19 protein-coding genes and 1 pseudogene are annotated in these 17,212 nt (G+C 61.2%); 13 read left to right on the top strand and 7 right to left on the bottom strand.

Annotated features, from left to right (window positions below; translation table 11 throughout):
• Positions 1-75: 75 nt before the first annotated feature.
• Complete coding sequence (locus GF111_RS02900) at positions 76-585, top strand: hypothetical protein (protein ID WP_071934105.1); 510 nt, start codon at positions 76-78, stop codon at positions 583-585.
• A 24-nt stretch (positions 586-609) separates the two neighbouring features.
• A pseudogene (locus GF111_RS02895) lies at positions 610-735 on the top strand (transposase); the annotation flags it as partial.
• 10 nt (positions 736-745) lie between these two features.
• On the opposite strand, the gene GF111_RS02890 reads toward GF111_RS02895, so the two are convergent.
• The 3 genes from GF111_RS02890 to mntR are packed head-to-tail and all read right to left on the bottom strand — an operon-like array spanning position 746 to position 1,597.
• Positions 746-865 (bottom strand): DUF4180 domain-containing protein, encoded by a 120-nt coding sequence (locus GF111_RS02890; RefSeq protein ID WP_253714365.1) that lies wholly within the window; start codon positions 863-865, stop codon positions 746-748.
• Complete coding sequence (locus tag GF111_RS02885; protein WP_224217874.1) at positions 816-1,112, bottom strand: hypothetical protein; 297 nt, start codon at positions 1,110-1,112, stop codon at positions 816-818. The genes GF111_RS02890 and GF111_RS02885 overlap by 50 nt, the downstream gene beginning before the upstream one ends.
• Before the next feature lie 14 nt (positions 1,113-1,126).
• Positions 1,127-1,597 carry a manganese-binding transcriptional regulator MntR gene (mntR, locus tag GF111_RS02880; RefSeq protein WP_038875534.1) on the bottom strand — a complete coding sequence of 157 codons (471 nt, stop codon included), beginning with the start codon at positions 1,595-1,597 and terminating at the stop codon, positions 1,127-1,129.
• Positions 1,598-1,827: 230 nt separating this feature from the next.
• Between mntR and GF111_RS02875 the strand changes: the two genes are divergently transcribed.
• A complete protein-coding gene (locus GF111_RS02875; protein WP_038875537.1) occupies positions 1,828-3,132 on the top strand; it encodes an Nramp family divalent metal transporter in 1,305 nt (434 codons plus the stop codon).
• Between the two features lie 37 nt (positions 3,133-3,169).
• On the opposite strand, the gene GF111_RS02870 is transcribed toward GF111_RS02875, so the two are convergent.
• Complete coding sequence (locus GF111_RS02870; RefSeq protein ID WP_047727790.1) at positions 3,170-3,919, bottom strand: SDR family oxidoreductase; 750 nt, start codon at positions 3,917-3,919, stop codon at positions 3,170-3,172.
• A gap of 99 nt (positions 3,920-4,018) precedes the next feature.
• On the opposite strand from GF111_RS02870, the gene GF111_RS02865 reads away from it, so the two are divergent.
• Positions 4,019-4,396, top strand: a complete 378-nt coding sequence (locus GF111_RS02865; protein ID WP_072145090.1) for a helix-turn-helix domain-containing protein — start codon at positions 4,019-4,021, stop codon at positions 4,394-4,396.
• On the opposite strand, the gene GF111_RS02860 is transcribed toward GF111_RS02865, so the two are convergent.
• The gene (locus tag GF111_RS02860) at positions 4,393-5,298 is read right to left on the bottom strand and encodes a transporter substrate-binding domain-containing protein (RefSeq protein WP_147095371.1); all 906 of its coding nucleotides are present in this window, start codon (positions 5,296-5,298) and stop codon (positions 4,393-4,395) included. The genes GF111_RS02865 and GF111_RS02860 overlap by 4 nt on opposite strands.
• A gap of 221 nt (positions 5,299-5,519) precedes the next feature.
• Between GF111_RS02860 and hinT the strand changes: the two genes are divergently transcribed.
• The 9 genes from hinT to GF111_RS02815 all read left to right on the top strand — a co-directional run bounded on the left by hinT (position 5,520) and on the right by GF111_RS02815 (position 12,688).
• Positions 5,520-5,870: a purine nucleoside phosphoramidase gene (hinT, locus tag GF111_RS02855; RefSeq protein ID WP_004928776.1), complete on the top strand. Its 351-nt coding sequence runs from the start codon at positions 5,520-5,522 to the stop codon at positions 5,868-5,870.
• Between the two features lie 11 nt (positions 5,871-5,881).
• Complete coding sequence (locus GF111_RS02850) at positions 5,882-6,271, top strand: YcfL family protein (RefSeq protein ID WP_047727786.1); 390 nt, start codon at positions 5,882-5,884, stop codon at positions 6,269-6,271.
• A gap of 26 nt (positions 6,272-6,297) precedes the next feature.
• Positions 6,298-6,888: a penicillin-binding protein activator LpoB gene (gene lpoB / locus GF111_RS02845; protein WP_038875549.1), complete on the top strand. Its 591-nt coding sequence runs from the start codon at positions 6,298-6,300 to the stop codon at positions 6,886-6,888.
• On the top strand, positions 6,869-7,735 hold the full coding sequence (gene thiK, locus GF111_RS02840) for a thiamine kinase (RefSeq protein WP_055312611.1): 867 nt from the start codon (positions 6,869-6,871) through the stop codon (positions 7,733-7,735). Before lpoB ends, thiK begins: the two co-directional genes overlap by 20 nt.
• Positions 7,736-7,773: 38 nt before the next feature.
• The gene (gene nagZ / locus GF111_RS02835) at positions 7,774-8,793 is read left to right on the top strand and encodes a beta-N-acetylhexosaminidase (protein WP_038875555.1); all 1,020 of its coding nucleotides are present in this window, start codon (positions 7,774-7,776) and stop codon (positions 8,791-8,793) included.
• A gap of 79 nt (positions 8,794-8,872) precedes the next feature.
• Positions 8,873-9,415: an alpha/beta hydrolase YcfP gene (gene ycfP / locus GF111_RS02830; RefSeq protein ID WP_033638056.1), complete on the top strand. Its 543-nt coding sequence runs from the start codon at positions 8,873-8,875 to the stop codon at positions 9,413-9,415.
• Between the two features lie 332 nt (positions 9,416-9,747).
• Positions 9,748-11,052 carry an NAD(P)/FAD-dependent oxidoreductase gene (locus GF111_RS02825; protein WP_004928794.1) on the top strand — a complete coding sequence of 435 codons (1,305 nt, stop codon included), beginning with the start codon at positions 9,748-9,750 and terminating at the stop codon, positions 11,050-11,052.
• 355 nt (positions 11,053-11,407) lie between these two features.
• Positions 11,408-11,944: a glycine zipper 2TM domain-containing protein gene (locus tag GF111_RS02820; protein ID WP_168166356.1), complete on the top strand. Its 537-nt coding sequence runs from the start codon at positions 11,408-11,410 to the stop codon at positions 11,942-11,944.
• Positions 11,945-12,208: 264 nt separating this feature from the next.
• Positions 12,209-12,688 carry an Rrf2 family transcriptional regulator gene (locus tag GF111_RS02815; RefSeq protein WP_015377469.1) on the top strand — a complete coding sequence of 160 codons (480 nt, stop codon included), beginning with the start codon at positions 12,209-12,211 and terminating at the stop codon, positions 12,686-12,688.
• A gap of 64 nt (positions 12,689-12,752) precedes the next feature.
• Here the strand turns inward: GF111_RS02815 and sdeB are convergent, their stop codons facing one another.
• Positions 12,753-15,896, bottom strand: a complete 3,144-nt coding sequence (gene sdeB / locus GF111_RS02810) for a multidrug efflux RND transporter permease subunit SdeB (RefSeq protein ID WP_060435468.1) — start codon at positions 15,894-15,896, stop codon at positions 12,753-12,755.
• A gap of 24 nt (positions 15,897-15,920) precedes the next feature.
• Positions 15,921-17,108, bottom strand: coding sequence for a multidrug efflux RND transporter periplasmic adaptor subunit SdeA (gene sdeA / locus GF111_RS02805; protein ID WP_147191715.1), 1,188 nt, complete (start codon positions 17,106-17,108; stop codon positions 15,921-15,923).
• Positions 17,109-17,212 lie beyond the last annotated feature (104 nt).

Genomic DNA, 17,212 nt, shown 5'->3' with positions numbered 1-17,212 from the left:
GTTGACGTGTAGTCCCAACAACATAGGTCTAATGTCTATACCTATAACAAGGATTTTGTAAGAAGGACTCTTCGAGTGAAAAAGTACTCCTATCCGTTTCTCTTCGCTGCGACCATATCATTTCTAATTGTTGTTTTTCTATTCATCGTATGGAAGCGAGAAATTTATCAAATCACTTTTCTCCGTGTTTCAACGAATCGCTGCATGGTTGTTTCTGCGATGGTGTTTTCCCTATTTATTTCATTGTATTTTATAAATAAAGGTGCTGTTAAAAGCAATAAGTACATTGATTATCTAAAGTTTTATGGTGGCGCTTGCGTTTCTTTGTTATTTATTTTTTTGATTCCAATAATCACAATTACGTATCTGGTGCCAGGCGAAACGTCCAGTTATACGGTCCACTATTCTTACGCATCAGGAAGTTACAAAAGCTGTTCTGGTGCAGATGTTGATGATCCCGATTTAGGGACCAATATCAGGATATGTTACCCCGGTGGTAACTATGAATCTGACAGGGTGATTTTTGTTCAGAAAAGGAGTAATGCCTTGGGAGCTGTGGTTTTGCATGCAACTACATCTCCTTGAAATATCAAAATGAGGAAGAGTGATCATATCCGCATACTGGAAGGGATGAACAATAAGATAAAAGTGGTGAAGCGAATGGCCTATGGTTTTCGGGATAACGCTTACTTCTTCCTGAAAATCAAAGCAGCACTTCCCGGTAAAGCGCGATGAACCTTTTCTATCAGGCACCAAGCCGCTGTTCGAGTTCGGCGAGAGAAGAGAGGAACCAGACCTGTTCGCCGCGGTTGGCTTCACGCACGAAATCTTGCAGCGCGTTGCTTTGCGCCGGCCGGGGGGGGATATCGCCCAGCAGCGCCACGCGCAGGCGGTAGTTGATGAATTTCTGCGATATGGCGCGGCCGCCATGCCGCTTCTGAGTTGGAAGAAGGCGGCGTCGAGGCGGTGACGGGGAGGGCAATCATCCCGGCATCGTGTTCAAAGGCGGGCGCGATAAACAGGCTGACGTCGTTTTCGTCTTTCAACAGCGGCCCGGCTTCGGCGAAAACCACCAGGCGCAGATCATGGATTTGCCGCACGGCGTAGCTCATCGGCGCTCCGGGAGTCAGGGTTTGGCGTGCTTTTGCAGGTAATGCTCGAACACCGCCAGCGTTTCGTCCGAGATATGGTGCTCAATCCCTTCGCTGTCCAGCTCGGCGGTTTCGCTCGGCACCCCGACGCACATCAGCAGATCGACCACGATGCGGTGACGGCGGCGCACCTTCTGCGCCAGCTGCTCGCCTTCTTCCGTTAAAAACACCCCGCGATAAGGGCGCGATTCCACCAGCCCAGCGCTTTTCAGCCGCGCGATATTTTTGATCGCCGTCGGGTGAGACACGCCGAAGCGGCGCGCGATGTCGGTGGTTCTGGCTTCGCGGGTGCTTTGCAGCAAATCGGCGATCAGCTCAACGTAATCTTCGATCAGCGCATTGGACTGCGCTTCGCGGGCGCGGCTAAAACGCAGGGCGTGCTCGGCCTCGTCCGGCATGTCGGTCTGGGCGTGGCGGTCGGCGTTATCTGGCGCGCGGGTAACCATAGCGTGGGGCGTCCTGTAAGCATAAAAATGGCATCTCCCGGCAATGCGGGAAGGGTTGCCCTAAGTTAGTCCAAATAGCACACATTATCAATTCGATGCCACGCATTGTGGTAGTTAGAAATATCTCTACACAAAGCCAATGAATTTCGCCTGTTGCATAAAGTGTAGCCGATGCTACATTGTCAGCATGATAGGTGGAAAAATAACCAGTGAAAGATTGAGGGTACTTCATGCGTGATGCGGCAACCACTCCATCGTTAACCGAACGGACCAACATTGCGATTGGCGCCGCCCTTGCCGGACGCAAGCGCGGTGCCTTTACGCCGTTGCTGTTCGCCGGCCCGGCGGTGATTGCCTCTATTGCCTATATGGATCCCGGCAACTTCGCCACCAACATTCAGGCCGGGGCGAAATACGGCTACAGCCTGCTGTGGGTGGTGGTGATGGCCAACCTGATCGCCATGTTGTTCCAGGCGCTGTCGGCCAAGCTGGGCATCGTCACCAATCGCAATCTGGCGGAGATGTGCCGCGACCAGTTTTCACGGCCGGTAGTGATCGGCATGTGGCTGCTCAGCGAAGTGGCGGCGATGGCCACCGATCTGGCGGAGTTTCTCGGCGGGGCGATCGCGCTGGCGCTGCTGTTCCATATGCCGCTGCTGGCGGGGATGGGGGTGACGGCGGTGATCACCTATGCGCTGTTGATGGTGGAAAAAAAAGGTTTCCGCCCGGTCGAGCTGATGATCGGTGGTCTGGTGGGCATCATCGCGCTGTGTTACCTGGTGGAGATGTTCATCGTACCGGTGGACTGGCAGGCGGCCGGGATCGGCATGGTGACGCCGCAGCTGCCGGACGCGCAGGCGCTGACCATCGCCGTTGGCATTATCGGCGCCACCGTGATGCCGCACGCCATTTTCCTGCATTCGGGGCTGACCCAGCACCGCAGCCCGGCCAGCGATAACGGCGAACGGCGCAAGCTGCTGCGTTTCTCCAATATTGAGGTGGTGATCGCGCTGGCGCTCGCCGGGCTGGTGAATATCGCGATGGTCATCATGGCCTCGAGCGCCTTCCACGCCGGTAACAGCGACGTGGCCGAAATTGGCACTGCCTACCATACGCTGACGCCGCTGTTCGGTGCAGCGGCCGCCGGCATCTTCCTCGCTTCGCTGATCGCCTCCGGCATTTCCAGCTCGGTGGTGGGCACCATGGCCGGGCAAATGATCATGCAGGGCTTCGTTGGCTTCCGCATTCCGGTGTGGGTGCGCCGCCTGGTCACCATGGTGCCGGCGTTTATCGTGGTGGCGATGGGCGTCAACGCCACCGACGCGCTGGTCTACAGCCAGGTGGTGCTGAGCCTGGCGCTGCCGGCGCCGATGATCGCGCTGGTGATGTTCACTCGCCGCCGCGACATCATGGGCGAGTTCGCCAACGGCCGTTGGACCAGCCTGGCGGCGATAGTCGGTACGGTGGTGATCGTGCTGCTCAACGTGGTGCTGCTGTTGCAGACCTTCGGCGTCGAGATCCCTGGGCTGGGGTGATCTTATGGGCCGCGCGGGGTGCGGCCGCTTCGCTAAATTATAAATTCCCCACGCCACCGTCCATCTGCAGCTCGGCGCCGACCATAAAGGCCGACTCGTCCGCCGCCAGAAACACCGCCGCTTTGGCCAGCTCCAGTGCGCTGCCCATGCGGCCGATCGGCACCAGCGCGCGGATATCGTCGCGCAATGCCTGCTCATCCGCTTCCGCCAACCCCAGCTTACCCAACGCCGGGGTTTCGGTCGGGCCGGGGCTGAGGCCGTTGACGCGAATGCCGCGCGCGTGCAGCTCACCGGACAGCGTTCTGGCCAGCGACAGCAAGCCGGCTTTGCTGGCGGCATAGGCGCTGCTCTGCGGCAGGCCGATATGGGCGCTGACCGAACCGCACAGGATCACCGAAGAAGGGTTGGCCAGCAGCGGCAGCAACGCCTGGATCAGAAAAAACGGCCCCTTCAGGTTGATGTCCATTAGCCGCTGATAGCTCTGCTCATCCCACTCCTGCAGCGGGCGATGCGTAACGTCGCCGGCGTTGATGTACAGCACGTCCAGCTGCGGCCACCGTTGCCCCAGCCGCTGCGCCAGTTCGCGCTGCTGCGGGATATCGCCGGCGTCGCTCAGCAGCAACAGCGCCTTGCCCGCCAATGCCTGGCCCGCCGCGTCCAGGGCGCTTTGGCTGCGCCCGGTGATCGCCACCGTCGCGCCCTCGGCGATGAACTGGCGGGCGGTTTCCAGCCCGATGCCGCTGGTGCCGCCGGTAATCAATGCGTATTTGCCTTGCAGTCGTGACATAACCGATTCCTCTTTAGCGTTAGTTGCGGCATTATTTGCGCTATAGTTCCTTTTGCATAGTAGGCACCTTTTGGATACTAAAGGGCGAGGTGGGATGAAATGACGGCGCAAGCGCCATTAGCGGCGGAAAATAATTTGGCGGCGTTGCCGACGCCGGGCGAATCCTGCCCGATGGTGGACTTCGTCAATCTGGTGTCGGGCAAGTGGGCGATACCGATCCTGTATCGGCTGATAATGATCGATGGCCCGGTACGATTCAGCGAGCTGCAGCGGGCGGTGGCGCCCATTGCGCAAAAAGAGCTGACGCGCCAGCTGCGGCTGTTCGAGCAGCGCGGCCTGGTGACGCGGCAGGTGTTTCCCGAAGTGCCGCCGCGGGTGGAGTATCAGGTCACCGCGCTCGGTAAGTCGCTGCGGCCGACGCTCGATTCGCTGGCCGAGTGGATGCGTCGGCATGCGCCGCAGCTTATCGGCGGCTAGTCGCCGATGCCCGGTGGGTTGATGGCGGAGCGCTCGACCTTTTCGTCGCCTTCGCCCCAGCGCTCCAGCACCTGCGCGTATTCGCCGCTGACGATGACGCCGTTGATGGCGGCGTTGATGGCGTTCACCAGCCCATTGCCTTTCTTGCTGGTAACCGCGACGTAGGCCACGCTGGGGCCGATGCCGACCATTTTGGTCTTGCCGGTCAGCGCCGCCTTGTAGGCGCCGGTGGAGTGGGGGCCGAAGAACGCGTCGGCCCGCCCGGACTGAATGCTCAGGTTGGTGGCGGCGTCGTCGGTCACATAGATCGGCTGCACCGGCGGCAGCCCGGCGGCGCGGTTCTGTTTATCCCATCCCAGCAGAATGTTTTCCTGATTGGTGCCGGATCCGACGATGATCCGCAGCCCGGCGACGTCCTGCGGCCGGTTGATCGAGGTGATGTGGCTGGTGGATTTGACGTAAAAGCCCAGCGTGTCCACCCGATAGGTGGCGAAGTCGAATTTGGTCTTGCGCTGTTTGGTCACGGCGATGTTGAAGATCGCCGCATCGTATTTGCCGGCGCTGATGCCCAGCGGCCAATCTTCCCAGGAGGTGGGCACCAGATTCAGCGCCAGCCCGAGGCTGTCGGCCACCAGGCGGGCGATGTCCGGATCGCTGCCGATCAGCGTTTTATTGTCATCGGCGAACAGCGCCAGCGGTGGGGAGTTCTCGAACGCCACCGCCACCGTCAGCTTGCCGGGCACCGCAAAGTGAAAGTTCTCCGGAATCAGTGCGATAGCGGCCGGGTTCGGCTCTGCGCGTATCGGCTCTCGGTTAGCCTGCAGATCGATACCGCCCGCCGTGGCCGCCTGAACGGCCGCGCTCAGCAACAGCGCACACAGCGCCGAAATCCTCAGTGGCATAACACCCTCTACTCTTTGTTAATCATGGGGTTACTATTGGCGGCGGCACGGGGCAAGTAAAGCAACAATAGTGAATAACCAAAGTGAAAAGATGCACAAGCGGGGCGCCGGCCTGCGCGAATCTGCAGCACTCGACGCGGAAAGTGCGCAATCAGGTTGAAAGCAGTAGAATTTGTCACTCATACTGCGTACAGCTAATTGTGTAAAACAAGGAACGCCAGATGGCCGAAGAAACGATTTTCAGTAAAATTATCCGCCGCGAAATCCCTGCTGATGTGGTTTATCAGGATGAACTGGTCACCGCTTTCCGTGACATCTCCCCTCAGGCACCCACCCATGTGCTGATCGTTCCCAACGTGCTGATCCCAACCGTCAACGACGTGACCGTGGAGCACGAAGCCGCGCTGGGCCGCATGATCACCGCCGCGGCGAAGATCGCCGAACAGGAAGGCATCGCCGAAGACGGCTATCGCCTGATCGTCAACTGCAACCGCCACGCCGGTCAGGAGGTCTATCATATTCATATGCACCTGGTCGGTGGCCGCTCGCTGGGGCCGCTGTTGTCACGTTAAGCGAGGAAATCATGCGCGGTAAAAAAACTCTGCGTGGTCTGGTGGCGTTGGCGTTGCCCGCCGCGTTGCTGATGGGGTGCAGCTCGCCGTCAGGCATCGCGGTCAATAAACGCCAAACGGTGGTGATGGATCCTTCGGTGCTGACCGCCGGCATTTTGGCCGATACGCCCTCGATTTCGAACGCCTCCGGGCGGGTGATGGCGACCTCGGTGCTCAACAACAGCCAATCGACGCCGGTCACCGTGCATTATCGTTTCTATTGGTACGACGCGCAGGGGCTGGATATTCGCCCCTTCGAGAAACCGCGCGAGATCGTCGTGGCGCCCGACTCGGACACCAAAATCTACTCGATTAACGGCAACCTGGACGCCAAAAGCGCGCGTCTGTATCTGTACCTGTAAGCGCTTGCCAGGTTTGGAGAAAAAGCATGAAAAAGTACGTCTTAGTGGCGCTGGCCGCATTAACCCTGAGCGGCTGTCTGTCGCGTCCGCCTGAGCCGGATCAGCCGCTGCCGCCGGTCACCGTCGAGCCGGATCAACCGAATCCGCCGGTCGAGCAGCCACAGCCGCCAACCAGCGAGCCGGTGCCGCAGCCGCCGAAAATCCAGCAGCTTGACTGGCTGGGCAGCGTTCAGCCGCTGGTGGGGCAGATGCTGAAGGCCGATGGCGTCACGGCCGGCAGCGTGCTGTTGCTGGACAGCGTCAAGAACAATACCAACGGTTCGCTGCAGATGGGCAAAGCTACCGCTGCGCTGTACAAGGCGCTGGCGTCGAACTCCACCTTCAGCGTGGTGCCGGAAGCGAAGCTGACCAGCGCCCGACAAACGCTGGGCCTGTCGGCGGATGACAGCTTCGGTTCGCGCAGCAAGGCGATTGGCCTGGCGCGCATCGTCGGCGCGCAGTACGTGCTGTACAGCGACGTCAGCGGCGACGTGAAGTCGCCGGCGTTGGATATGCAGCTGATGCTGGTGCAAACCGGCGAGATCGTCTGGTCGGGCAATGGCGCCGTTAAACGCTGAGGCCGCGCTGCGACGATTGATGGAAACCAGACTGCCGGCGGTGAATACCGCCGGTTGTCATTTCAGCCCGGTGCAGGGGCTGACCGGCGAGAGCTGGCGCATCGACGGTGTGGGCATCACGCTGTTGGCGCGGCAGCACAGTGCGGAAAAACGCGCGCTGGGCGTGAGCCGCCGGCGGGAAGCGCGGGTCTTGCGCCGCTGCGCGCCGGGGCTGGGGCCATGGGTTTTCGCACAAAATAATCAGTGGCTTATCCTCGAATGGCTCGAAGGTGACGTCGTCACAGATACCGAGTTTGCGGCGCTGAATCAGCGCGGCGAGCTGGCGGCGATGGCGGCGGAACTGCACCGGCGGCCGCTCAGCGGTTACCGACTGGATCTGCGACGGCAGTTCCGCCGCTACTGGCAACAGCTGGATAGGCGGCGTTTAACCCCTGACTGGCTGCGCCTGCAGCGTCATTTTTTACGCAGCGCCTTACCACGGCCACTGCGCCTGGCGCCGCTGCACATGGACATCCATCCGGGCAATCTGCTCGCCACCGGCGAAGGGCTGCGGCTGATCGACTGGGAATATGCCGCCGACGGCGACGTGGCGCTGGATATCGCCGCGTTGTTTCGCGGCAACGGTTGGTCGGCCGGCCAGCAGCAGCACTTTTTGCAGCACTACGCGCGCCAGGGCTATCACGACGTCGCCCGGCTGCAGGCGCAGGTGCGCCGCTGGCTGCCGTGGGTGGATTATCTGATGCTGCTGTGGTTTGAAGTGCGCTGGCAGCAGAGCGGCGACGCCGAATTTTTGCGCTGGGGCGCGGCGGTGCGCCGGCGACTTTGTTTATCATCATCCGAATTCTGAACGAACAATAATGAAGTGAGGTGCCCGTGGGCCCAGTAATGCTAGATGTCGCCGGCTACGAGCTGGATGCAGAAGAACGCGAAATTTTGAAACACCCGCTGGTTGGCGGATTGATCCTGTTTACCCGCAACTTCCACGATGCGGAGCAGCTGCGTGAGCTGGTGCGCCAGATCCGCGCCGCCTCGCACGATCGGCTGGTGGTGGCGGTAGATCAGGAGGGCGGGCGCGTACAGCGCTTCCGCGAGGGCTTCACCCGCCTGCCGGCGGCGCAGTCGTTCGCCGCGTTGCACGATGCGCAGGAAGGCGGTCGTCTGGCGCAGGAGGCCGGTTGGCTGATGGCGGCGGAAATGATCGCACAGGATATCGACATCAGCTTTGCGCCGGTGCTGGACATCGGCCACGGCAGCGCGGCGATCGGCGAGCGTTCGTTCCACAGCGATCCGCAGCAGGCGCTGGCGATGGCGGAGCGCTTTATCCTCGGCATGCACAGTGCCGGCATGAAAACCACCGGCAAACACTTCCCGGGGCACGGCGCCGTCAGCGCCGATTCGCACAAGGAAACCCCGCGCGATCCGCGGCCGCTGGCGCAGATCCGTGAGCACGACATGGCGATCTTCCGCGAGCTGATCAATCGCCAGCTGTTGGACGCCGTCATGCCGGCCCACGTCATCTATACTGAAGCGGACCCGCGTCCGGCCAGCGGCTCGCCTTACTGGCTGCAGCAGATCCTGCGTCAGGAGCTGGGCTTCGAAGGCGTGATTTTCTCCGACGATCTGTCGATGGAAGGCGCCGCCATTATGGGCAGCTACGCCGAGCGCGGCCAGGCGGCGCTGGATGCCGGTTGCGACATGATCCTGGTGTGCAACCACCGCGAAGGTGCGGTCAGCGTGCTGGATAACCTGTCCCCGGTCAAAGCAGAGAAGGTGAAGCGGTTATATCATCGCGGTCAGTTCACCCGTCAGGAACTGCGCGACTCCGAGCGCTGGCAGCAGGCGCACAAGGCGCTCAGCGCGCTGAGCGAACGCTGGGAGGAGCACAAGCAGCGTTCGCAAGGGTGAATCCAGGCGCCGCGCCGCGGCGCAGAGCGGAAATGATGAGGGCCGCGCCCGCGGCCCTTGGCTTGTTGCGAGGATCCACATGATTATCTATTTGCACGGCTTCGATTCCACCAGTCCCGGCAATCATGAAAAGGTGTTACAGCTGCAGTTTATCGATCCGGACGTGCGCTTCATCAGCTACAGCACACTGCATCCGCGTCACGACATGCAGCATCTGTTGAAAGAGGTGGACAAGGCGGTGCAGCAGGGCGGCGACGCGCACCCGTTGATCTGCGGGGTCGGCCTCGGTGGTTTTTGGGCGGAGCGCATCGGCTTCCTGTGCGGCATTCGCCAGGCGATGTTCAACCCCAATCTGTACCCGGAAGAGCACATGCACGGCAAGATAGACCGGCCGGAAGAGTATCGCGATATCGCCACCAAGTGCGTGGAGGATTTCCGCGAGAAGAACCGCGACCGCTGTCTGGTGGTGCTGTCGCGGCACGACGAGGTGCTGGATAACCGGCGCAGCGCCGAATTGCTGCATCACTACTACGAAATCGTCTGGGATGAACAGCAGACGCACAAGTTCAAAAACATCTCACCCCATCTGCAGCGGATCAAGGCGTTCAAGGCGCTGGGTTAACAGTTTCATAACGCCGCCGCGAGCCGCGCTCCCCGTTTTGTACCGACGGAAAGTGCGGCTTTTTTGTACGCCAAGGTAAAGTTTTTCGTGGCAATCGGCAAAATTTAAAACTGTGACTCAGCGCTAACTATTTGAATCACAATCCCCAAAAAATCCCCGCGTCCAGCCTTTAACCAAAAAAATTTGATGTACGTCAATTTTGGTATGACCAAATAACCTCGCATGTTATTCTGGCCTTAGAGAGCCGATTTATTTTAAGCGAACCCTATGTATTCTAAGGATATTATTTATTTACCCTGGAATAACAAATGGTTCACATTTAGGGGGTTATTTTGACAACGCCAAAGAAGAAAATCGTTATTGTTGGCGGCGGCGCCGGTGGCTTGGAGCTGGCGACCAGCCTGGGCCATAAACTTGGCCGCAAGAACAAAGCGGAGATCACGCTGGTGGATCGCAACCACAGCCATTTGTGGAAACCGCTGTTGCACGAAGTGGCGACCGGTTCCCTCGATGACGGCGTGGATGCGCTCAGCTACCTGGCGCACGCGCGCAACCACCATTTCAGCTTCCAACTGGGGTCGTTGACCAACATCAACCGCGAGACGCAAACGCTGCAGCTGGCGCAGATCTGCGACGAGCAGGGCGGCGAGCTGGTGCCGGCGCGCGAATTGCCGTACGACATCCTGGTGATGGCGCTGGGCAGCACCTCGAACGATTTCGGTACGCCGGGCGTGAAAGAGCACTGCATCTTCCTGGATAACCCGCATCAGGCGCGTCGCTTCCACAACGAAATGCTCAACCTGTTCCTGAAGTTCTCGGCGCAGCCGGGGCAAAAAGAGCGGGTCAACATCGCCATCGTCGGCGGCGGCGCCACCGGCGTTGAGCTGTCCGCCGAACTGCACAACGCGGTGAAGCAGCTGCACAGCTACGGTTTCGAAGGCCTGGACAACAGCGCATTGAACGTGACGCTGGTGGAAGCCGGCGAGCGCATTCTGCCGGCGCTGCCGCCGCGCATTTCCGCTGCGGCGCACCAGGAGCTGATCAAACTGGGCGTACGCGTGCTGACCAACACCATGGTGACCAGCGCGGACGCCAAAGGCCTGAACACCAAGGGCGGCGAGTTCATCGACGCCGATCTGATGGTATGGGCGGCCGGCATCAAGGCGCCGGACTTCATGAAAGACATCGGCGGCCTGGAAACCAACCGCATCAACCAGCTGGTGGTGGAGCCGACGCTGCAGACCACGCGCGATCCGAACATCTTCGCCATCGGCGACTGCGCCTCCTGCCCGAAAGAGGGCGGCGGTTTCGTGCCGCCGCGCGCCCAGTCGGCGCACCAGATGGCCTCGCGCTGCGCCACCAATATTCTGGCGCTGATGAACGGCCAGACGCTGAAGCCATACGTGTATAAAGACCACGGCTCGCTGGTGTCGCTGTCGCGCTTCAGCACCGTCGGCAGCCTGATGGGCAACCTGATGCGCGGCTCGATGATGGTGGAAGGGCGCATCGCGCGCTTCGTTTACATCTCGCTGTACCGCATGCACCAGGTGGCGCTGCACGGCTACATCAAAACCGGCCTGATGATGCTGGTAGGCGGCATCAACCGGGTGATCCGCCCGCGTCTGAAAATGCACTGATCCTGCCTTCGTCGACCAACCCGCGCCGGTTCGCCCGCGCGGGTTTTTTTATGGCGGCGCGAGGCGAACGGCGGCGGTTGTTTGATTCTTCAGCATAAGCTGTCGTCGGCATGGGTAAAATTCTTAAGATTCCTCCTAAACAGCGGCAAAACGGCCGTTTTCCCGCATTTTTGGTCCCCTTGTCTTATTGCGGGCCCTCAAATCATTGTGCAGACTTTACCTCGTTTACAGACGGCGCGTCGCGCACGCCGTAAACCGGGATACCGCAAGCCGCCCATGCGCAAAATAATAAGCGCGGTGCAGCCGGTCACAGACCCCGGACAAAATGCGTGGTAACACTTTCAGGAGGTTTCCTGTGAACAAATCAATGTTAGCCGGTGTTGGGATTGGTATCGCTGCCGCTCTGGGGATTGCCGCGGTAGCCAGCCTGGACGTCTTTTCTGCCGGTCCGCAGTACGCGCAGGTGCTCGCCGCAACGCCGATTAAAGAAACCATCAAAACGCCGCGTCAGGAATGCCGCAACGTCACCGTTACGCATCGTGCGCCGGTGCAGGATGAAAACCGCATCGCCGGTTCTGTGCTGGGCGCAGTGGCGGGCGGCGTGATCGGCCACCAGTTCGGCGGCGGTCGCGGGCGCGACGTGGCGACCGTGGTCGGCGCGCTGGGCGGCGGTTATGCCGGCAACCAGGTGCAAGGGGCGATGCAAAACAACGACGTCAGCACCAGCGTTCAGCAGCGTTGCAAAACGGTCTACGACAAGTCTCAGAAAATGCTGGGTTATGACGTGACCTACAAGATCGGTAATCAGCAGGGCAAGATCCGCATGGATCACGATCCGGGCACGCAAATCCCGTTGGACAAAAACGGCCAGCTGGTGCTGAACAGAGCCTGATCGCCACATTCGAATTAAGCCCGCGGGCAGTGTTAGTTCTGATCGTTTAACCCGGTTAAGCGAGCGGCGTTAACATTGACGCGGGTTTCTGTTTTCTGCCTGCCCAAAAATTTGCGATCGTTCTAATGTCTGCGTGCGATATCACTGGGCAAAACTTCAAAAAAGCCCCCGTGTTTGTTATATTATTGTGCAATTAAGCGGTGTGTTCGGCGCCAATCGCCGCACCGGTAAAACCCGAGTATTTCGTCTCGCAGAGATAACGACATGTTAGATTTTCGCTTTCCGACAGCGTTGCAAATGGTCCTTAGCGTCGCCGTAGCTGAGAAGCAGGGCATGCGTTCGACGAGCGCCACCCTCGCCGCCGCTCTGGAAGCCAACCCCAGCTTTATCCGCAAACTGATGGTCCCGCTGACTAAAGACGGCATCATCGTTTCTACCCTGGGCCGAAACGGCTCTATCCACCTTGGCCGCCCGGCGGAAGAGATCACCCTGCGGGACATCTATCTGGCAGTGATCGACGACAAGCGCATCTGGGCTTCCCGCCCTGAAGTGCCGGCCCGCTGCCTGGTGAGCGCCAACGCCTGCTGGTATTTCAAATCGGTGGTGAACGAGGCCGAGCAGGCTTCGCTCGCGGTGCTGGCCCGCCATACCGTGGCCGATTCGCTGGCCGAACTGGAGCGGGGCGACAAGCGCGCCTGCGCGGAATACGCCGCCGAGCAAGAGGCTGAAGCCGCCGGTAAATAATCGCGGTTCGCATGCATAAAAAAGGTCGGGCAATGCCCGACCTTTTTGCATGTTAAGACGATGATTACGCCGTCTGCGGCTGCGCTTTGCGTGCCACCAGGCGCCGGAGGGTGACGTAGAACACCGGCGTTAGGAACAGCCCGAACAGGGTGACCCCCAACATGCCGGAGAACACCGTGATGCCGGTGACGCCACGCACCTCGGCGCCGGCGCCGTGACCGAGGATCAGCGGGATGGTGCCGGCGATGAAGGCGATGGAGGTCATCACGATCGGCCGCAACCGCAGGCGACAGGCCTCCAGTGCCGCTTCGACGATGCCTTTGCCCTGCATTTCCAGCTCGCGGGCGAACTCGACGATCAGAATGGCGTTCTTGCAGGCCAGCCCCATCAGAACAACCAACCCGACCTGCACGAACACGTTGTTGTCGCCGCCGGTCAGCCACACGCCGAACAGCGCCGACAGCATGGTCATTGGCACGATCAGGATCACCGCCAGCGGCAGCGTCCAGCTTTCGTACAGCGCCGCCAGCGCGAGGAACGCCAGCAGCACCGCTACCGGGAACACCACCAGCGCGGCGTTGCCCTGGGTCGATTGTTGGTAGCTCAGATCGGTCCACTGGATGTTCATGCCGTTCGGCAGCAGCTTGCCGGCCATCTGCGTCAGCGCGCCCATCGCCTGGGTAGAGGAGAGCACGCGCGGATCGGCGTCGCCGATCAGGTCCGCCGCCGGGAAGCCGTTATAACGGATCACCGGATCCGGCCCGTAGGTGGTGCCGATGCTGACCATACTGCCGATCGGCACCATTTCGCCCTTGTCGTTGCGGGTGCGCAGGTTGGCGATGTCCTCCACGCTGTCGCGGAACTGGCCGTCGGCCTGCGCCATCACCTTCCAGGTGCGGCCGTAGCGGTTGAAGTCGTTGATGTAAGACGAACCGAGGTAGGTCTGCAGCGTGCTGAACAGCGCATTGAGCGGTACCCCTTGCGCCTTGGCCTTGTCGCGATCGATTTTGGCGTCCAGCTGCGGCACGTTGGCCTGATACGAAGAGATCGGGAACCCCATCCCCGGCGTTTGCATAATGGCGCCGGACAGGGTGTTGATCGCCGTTTGCAATGCGCCGTAGCCCAGCCCGGCACGATCCTGCACGTACAGTGAATAGCCGGAGCCCTGGCCGATGCCGAGGATCGGCGGCGGCATGATTGAGAAGGCGAAGCCTTCCTGAATCTGTGAAATGCGTGCGTTGATCTCGGCGTTGATCTGCGCCGCAGTGCGGGTACGGGTGCTCAACGACTCCAGCGCGAAGAACACCGTGCCGGTATTCGGCGTATTGGTGAACTGCAGCGCATTCAGGCCGGGGAAGGCCACCGCATCGGTGACGCCGTCCACGCTCAGGCCGATGGCGCTCATCTTGCGGATCACCGCATCGGTGCGCTCCAGCGAGGCGCCTTCCGGCATCTTCACGCCGCCGATCAGGTACAGCTTGTCCTGCGTCGGGATAAAGCCGCCGGGCACGGTCTTGAACATCACCCCGGCGGCGGCCAGCAGCAGCAGGTAGACGACGAACACCGCGCCGCGCCGGCCCAGCACGCGGGAGACGCCGCGCTGGTAGCGTTGCGAACCGCTGGCGAAGAAGCGGTTGAACGGCCGGAACAGCCAACCGAACAGCCGGTCGATCAGGCGCGACGGCAGATCTTTCGGCGCGCCGTGCGGTTTAAGCAAGCGCGCCGCCAGCGCCGGCGACAGGGTCAGCGAGTTGATGGCGGAGATCACCGTCGAGATGGCGATGGTGACGGCGAACTGCTTGTAGAACTGGCCGGTAACGCCGGAGAGGAACGCCATCGGCACGAACACCGCACACAGCACCACGGCGATGGCGATGATCGGGCCTGAGACCTCGCGCATCGCCTGGTGCGCCGCCGCCAGTGGCGACAGCCCCTCTTCGATATTACGCTCGACGTTTTCCACCACCACGATGGCGTCATCCACCACGATGCCGATCGCCAGCACCAGCCCGAACAGGCTGAGGGTATTGAGCGAGAAGCCCAGCATATACAGCACGGCAAAGGTGCCGACTACGGAGATCGGGACCGCCAGCAGCGGAATGATCGAGGCGCGCCAGGTCTGCAGGAACAGAATGACCACCAGCACCACCAGGATCACCGCTTCCAGCAGGGTATCCACCACCGCGCGGATCGAATCGCGCACGAACACCGTCGGATCGTAAGGCGATTTCCAGCTCATGCCGTCCGGGAAGCGGGTCGCCAGCTCGGCCATCTTGCCGCGCACTGCGTCCGACAGCTCGATGGCGTTGGCGCCCGGCGACTGGAAGATACCGATACCGACCGCATCCTTGTTGTTGAGCTGGGCGCGCAGCGCGTAGCTGCCGGAGCCCATTTCGATGCGCGCCACGTCGCGCAGCCGCACGATCTCGCCGTTGTCGCCGCTCTTGAGGATGATGTTGCCGAACTCTTCTTCGGTTTGCAGGCGGCCCTGGGCGTTGATCGACAGCAGATAGTCGCTGCGCGTCGGCATCGGCTCCGCGCCGAGCTGGCCGGCGGAGACCTGCACGTTTTGCTCCTGCATGGCGCTCACCACATCGGAGGCGGTCAGGCCACGCGCGGCAACCTTGTTCGGATCGAGCCAGATGCGCATCGCATACTCACCGGCGCCGAAAATCTGCACCTGGCCGACGCCCGGCAGACGGGCCAGCTCATCCTTGACCTTCAGGGTGGCGTAGTTGCGCAGGTACAGCGAATCGTACTTGCCGGAAGGCGATACCAGATGCACCACCAGCGTCAGCGCCGGAGACTGCTTCTGGGTGGTGATGCCCTGGCGGCGCACGTCTTCCGGCAGGCGCGCTTCGGCCTGCGCCACGCGGTTTTGCACCTGCACCTGCGCCTGATCGGGATCGGTGCCCGGGCGGAAGGTGACGGTGGTCACCAGCACGCCGTCGGAACCGGCGACCGATTTCATGTACATCATGTTTTCGACGCCGTTGATCGCTTCTTCCAGCGGCGTGGCCACCGTTTCAGCGATCTCTTTCGGGTTGGCGCCCGGGTATTCGGCGCGCACCTGCACGCTGGGCGGCACCACGTCCGGGTACTCGCTGATCGGCAGCAGCGGGATGGCGATCGCTCCGGCGACAAAAATCAGGATCGACAGCACCGCGGCAAAGATCGGCCGGTCGATGAAAAAACGGGAAAAGTCCATGGGTCAGAAGTCTCTGCTGGGAGCTTAGTTAAGTGCGGAGGCGATAGGGTTCATGGCGACGGCTTTCGCGTCGACCGGCATGCCCGGCATAAACACTTTCTGCATGCCGTCGACGATCACCCGATCGCCGTTTGCCAACCCTTTCTGCACGATGCGCAATCCTTCGGCCATGCGGCCCACGTCGATGTCGCGGCGCTGCGCCTTGCCGTCTTTATCGACGATGTAAACGAATTTGCGGTTCTGGTCGGTCATCACCGCTTTATCGTCGATCAGCATGGCGTTGAACTCGGCGCTGCCGGGCATCTGTACCCGGGCGAACAGCCCCGGCGTGAAGCGGCGCTCGCGGTTATCGAGCAGGGCGCGCATGCGGATGGTGCCGGTCCCGGCGTTCAGCTGGTTATCGGTGAAATCCACCAGCCCCTGATGCGGGGTGCCGTCTTCGCCTACCAGGCCGACTTTCACCGGCAGGCGCGCGTCGTGCCGGCCCTGCTGCTGATAGCGCAGGAAGGTGGCTTCATCCACGTCGAAATAGACGTAGACCTTGTCGAGCGACACCAGCGTCGTCAGCACGCTGGCGCTGTCGCTGGCGGTGACCAGGTTGCCGGCGGTGATCATTGCGCGGCTGGCGCGCCCGTCAATCGGCGCGGTAACGCGGGTAAAGTCGAGATTCAGCTGCGCCATATCGAGCTGGGCCTGCGCTGCCAGCACGTTGCTTTGCGCCTGCGCGGCGGACGACCGGCGCTGCTCCCAAACTTCCTGAGAGATGGCCTGAGTGCCGATCAGTTTCTCGGTGCGCGAGGATTCGCTGCGCGCCAGGGCGGCCTGGTTGCGAGCCCGCACCAGCTCCGCCTGCGCCTGTTCGCGTGCGGCGCGGTAGGTGCGATCGTCGATGGTGAACAGCACCTGGCCTTTCTTCACCTCGTCGCCTTCGGTGTAGTTGACCCGCTCGATGTAGCCGGAGACCCGTGGGCGCAGCTGCACGCTTTGCACCGCTTCGACCCGGCCGTTGAAGGCATCCCATTGGCTGATCGGCTTGACCACCACGCTGGCGGCGCTGACCACCGGCGGCGGTGGCGGGGCGTTGTGTGCGACGCTGTTGTCGCACCCGGCGAGCAGGGCGGCCAACAGCGCCACCCCGGAGAGCCGCTGGCCCAGAGCGACGGCGCGCGTGCGGCCGCCGGCATTGAACGATGAGTTTGGTTGATTTGCCATTATTTTTATTCCGATAAGTAAGCGCGGTCAGGCCCCATACCCGGCCCTGTTCTCCGGGATTCGCCCCTGCGCCGGCGTGCGGCGAGGGGGCGGCTGCGTCGTGC

Origin of the sequence: Serratia sp. HRI, from assembly GCF_010119335.3 — a bacterium.
GTDB classification, from domain to species: domain Bacteria; phylum Pseudomonadota; class Gammaproteobacteria; order Enterobacterales; family Enterobacteriaceae; genus Serratia; species Serratia nevei.
Note: the sequence above shows the minus strand (reverse complement) of the source record. Positions and strands in the feature narration are given on the sequence as shown.

Coding starts and splice junctions, on each gene's coding strand:
- sdeB (WP_060435468.1), bottom strand. CDS start 15,896: ATGGACTTTTCCCGTTTTTTCATCGACCGGCCGATCTTTGCCGCGGTG.
- GF111_RS02875 (WP_038875537.1), top strand. CDS start 1,828: ATGCGTGATGCGGCAACCACTCCATCGTTAACCGAACGGACCAACATT.
- ycfP (WP_033638056.1), top strand. CDS start 8,873: ATGATTATCTATTTGCACGGCTTCGATTCCACCAGTCCCGGCAATCAT.
- hinT (WP_004928776.1), top strand. CDS start 5,520: ATGGCCGAAGAAACGATTTTCAGTAAAATTATCCGCCGCGAAATCCCT.
- lpoB (WP_038875549.1), top strand. CDS start 6,298: ATGAAAAAGTACGTCTTAGTGGCGCTGGCCGCATTAACCCTGAGCGGC.
- GF111_RS02850 (WP_047727786.1), top strand. CDS start 5,882: ATGCGCGGTAAAAAAACTCTGCGTGGTCTGGTGGCGTTGGCGTTGCCC.
- GF111_RS02865 (WP_072145090.1), top strand. CDS start 4,019: ATGACGGCGCAAGCGCCATTAGCGGCGGAAAATAATTTGGCGGCGTTG.
- GF111_RS02885 (WP_224217874.1), bottom strand. CDS start 1,112: ATGAGCTACGCCGTGCGGCAAATCCATGATCTGCGCCTGGTGGTTTTC.
- sdeA (WP_147191715.1), bottom strand. CDS start 17,108: ATGGCAAATCAACCAAACTCATCGTTCAATGCCGGCGGCCGCACGCGC.
- nagZ (WP_038875555.1), top strand. CDS start 7,774: ATGCTAGATGTCGCCGGCTACGAGCTGGATGCAGAAGAACGCGAAATT.
- GF111_RS02860 (WP_147095371.1), bottom strand. CDS start 5,298: ATGCCACTGAGGATTTCGGCGCTGTGTGCGCTGTTGCTGAGCGCGGCC.
- mntR (WP_038875534.1), bottom strand. CDS start 1,597: ATGGTTACCCGCGCGCCAGATAACGCCGACCGCCACGCCCAGACCGAC.
- GF111_RS02815 (WP_015377469.1), top strand. CDS start 12,209: ATGTTAGATTTTCGCTTTCCGACAGCGTTGCAAATGGTCCTTAGCGTC.
- GF111_RS02870 (WP_047727790.1), bottom strand. CDS start 3,919: ATGTCACGACTGCAAGGCAAATACGCATTGATTACCGGCGGCACCAGC.
- thiK (WP_055312611.1), top strand. CDS start 6,869: ATGGCGCCGTTAAACGCTGAGGCCGCGCTGCGACGATTGATGGAAACC.